This window comes from Pyrobaculum sp., assembly GCF_049971835.1.
GTDB lineage: Archaea > Thermoproteota > Thermoprotei > Thermoproteales > Thermoproteaceae > Pyrobaculum.
In genome coordinates, this window is the sequence record NZ_JBMFKV010000228.1 from 1 (window position 1) to 2,635 (window position 2,635).

At 56.7% G+C, this 2,635-nt stretch carries 3 protein-coding genes; 1 reads left to right on the top strand and 2 read right to left on the bottom strand.

Features of this window, described 5'->3' with window-relative positions; translation table 11 throughout:
• Positions 1-280: hypothetical protein (locus ACP5J3_RS12830; protein WP_428496044.1), on the top strand; the 280-nt coding region annotated here is incomplete at its 5' end.
• Here the strand turns inward: ACP5J3_RS12830 and ACP5J3_RS12835 are convergent.
• A complete protein-coding gene (locus tag ACP5J3_RS12835; RefSeq protein ID WP_428496045.1) occupies positions 264-1,421 on the bottom strand; it encodes a CoA transferase in 1,158 nt (385 codons plus the stop codon). The genes ACP5J3_RS12830 and ACP5J3_RS12835 overlap by 17 nt on opposite strands.
• On the bottom strand, positions 1,418-2,635 hold a 1,218-nt coding region (locus tag ACP5J3_RS12840; RefSeq protein WP_428496046.1), incomplete at its 5' end, for a CaiB/BaiF CoA transferase family protein. The genes ACP5J3_RS12840 and ACP5J3_RS12835, both read right to left, overlap by 4 nt.

Below are 2,635 nucleotides of genomic sequence, written 5' to 3' on the forward strand. Positions count from 1 at the left end.
AGAGGCCGTGGAGCCGAGGTCCTTCTACGACATTACGGAGCCGGAGGACAGGAGGGAGCTTGCGCAGTTGGTGAAGGTGGGGGTGTTCAGCTACGCGGTGTTGATACCGGAGGATCTGCCGAGGAGAGACGTGGAGGATGTGTTTAGAGAGGCGGGGTTCCTCCATGTGGAGATAGACGCGTCGGGGTGGCCGCGGCAGATAACTGTGAAGACTGAAAAGGGAGTATTTACATTTAGAAAAGTAGAGGAGGGGGTTTATAAAATCAACAGGGCTGATTAGCTCTGCCCGGCGTCTCCGAGAGGACGTAGGGGGTGCCCGGCATTAGTAACCGCTTGCCTCTGCAGTCAACCTGCATAATGGCGCGCCTCGCGTGCCAGTGTTCCTGGGCCGCTACCTCCTCCAGGGTCTTAACCACGGCGATGGGGGGCCTTCCCTTCTCGCGGCTACGCCTAATCAACTCGTCAGATGGTATCTGCGCAACGATGTTAAACACCTCTTTCTCAAGTCTGTGGAGCTCCTCTGGCCTCTCCTCCACCTTAGCCATTGCCTCTCTCCACTTCTCGGCGAGGTCAGGCCTGCCAATTATTTCGAAGAACGCCTCGATTTCTGGCCATATCACCGTGGCAATGGCCACGAAGCGGTCTTTTGCCTTTGCAGTAGTGTAGGTGACGTGTAGATTAGCGTCGATGGTCGGCGACCTCCTCCTGCCCCTCCCAAGGATAAACCCAGCGCCGACTTGATATGGGTGGACTACGGACAACACGTCGTTTGTAGCCACGTCTACGAAACGTCCCTTTCCTGTCTTGAGCCTCTGCCAGTAAGCCGCCAGGGCCCCCAGCGCAGCCGCGGCGCCTGTAAAAGCCCACGAAAGCCAGATACCTGCTCTCAATGGGTAAGAGTAGGGCTCCGGAAGGCTTGGGTTTCCGAGCATGGCCATATAGCCGTTGTATGCCTGTCCCGTGAGATCTGAGTCAGGCATGTTTGCATACTCTCTTGATTTCTGCGTCGGGAAGTGGCCAAAGGGGGAAACCGCGACGTAGATCAGAGCTGGGTACTTTTCTGCGAGCTGGGGATAGCCCACCCCCCTCTCCGCCAGCTTGCCAGGCCCTAATCCGTCTATTAGTATGTCAACCGTCGGCAGTAAGGATGATACCTCCCACCACGTCACCCTCCTCTTGCCGCGTCCCTCGACGAAATACGGGATGCCTACCCCCTCTATATATACGCCCTCTGCGGTGATCTTCGCCGCCTCCTCGTCGAAGAGTGTGTAGACCTCGGCGCCCAGCTCCTGGAGAATCGAGCCAGCGATCATACAGCCGAAGTTCACGCCGCATATCTCCAGTACCTTGACTCCTTCAAGCGCAGCTGGCTTGTCCTCCGGCCTAAACAGCTCTTTCAAAGTGGCTTCTCTCTCAATCATACCTCGTCCCTCTCGCCGAGGTATACAGGGTCATCCTCGGCCCGCCAGCCTGGCGGCGGCGTATTGCCTATCTGGCCGTCCCAATAGCCCAATACGCCTTTCTTCACTAGCTCGTCTACCTCCTCTGCGCCGTACCCAAGCCACTTCTTAAGCACCAGCTTGTTGTGGTACCCCACGGGCCTTGCCACCCACTTCACGTCTAAGTCAACACCTGCCATCTTAACCACCGGTCCGGGCACCACGATCTCTCCATACAGCCTATCTACTATCTTGACCACCGAACCCCTCTCCCACCTCCATGGATCACTCACCACGTCGAAGTCGTTCATTACAGGTTGCGCGGGTACCCCCAGCTTTTTACATACGTCTAAGACATCCCCCAGCGTCTTCTTTGCAACCCACTCGGCTAGGGCCTTGTAGCTCCTCCACTTATCTCCAATGGCTTCTGCAAGGCCGGGAACAACTTCTGCGAGTGCTTTTGCTTGGCGCTCGGTCATCGCCGCCACGGCGACGAACTTGCCGTCGGCGGTTTTAAATACGCCGGACACCACGGCAAAGGGGTCGAAAAAGCCGCTTCTCCCCATCCTCCTGCCCGTGGCCGACATATATACAAAGTGGTACATAAACCGCTGGAGGCTAGCCGCTTGGGAGAGATCTATGTATTGGCCTCTGCCGCTTTTTACTCGGTATATCAACGCGGCGATCACAGCGCTTACAGCCATGGTTGAGGGTAGCCAATCGCCAGGGTAGTCGGGCAGTCTGTACAGCTCATTCACCTCGCCCTCCTCCCACCCGGTTGTGTCCATAATACCCGACTCAGCCTGGCCAATTATGTCGTAACTTGGCAACTTGTGGAGAGGGCCAAACTGCCCGTAGCCGCTGGCGCTTACATATATGAGCCTGGGGTTTACCTCCCTCAGCTGTAGGTAGCCCAAGCCGTAGCGATCCAGCGTGCCGGGCTCCATATTCTCCACAAAGATATCTGCCCTCTTCACGAGCTCAAGCATCAACTCTCGGCCCTTCTCCGACCTAAAGTCAAGACCCAGGAAGTACTTGTTGGAGTTGAGGTAAAGGTAGTCAATTCTCATGCCTTTGAAAAACCCCCTACCGCCCCACATAGATGCGTATTTCCACCTGTCACCCCTAGGTGGGGGCTCTACCTTAACCACCTCTGCCCCCAATTGCGCAAGTAGGCGCGGGATGTTGGGCCCCAG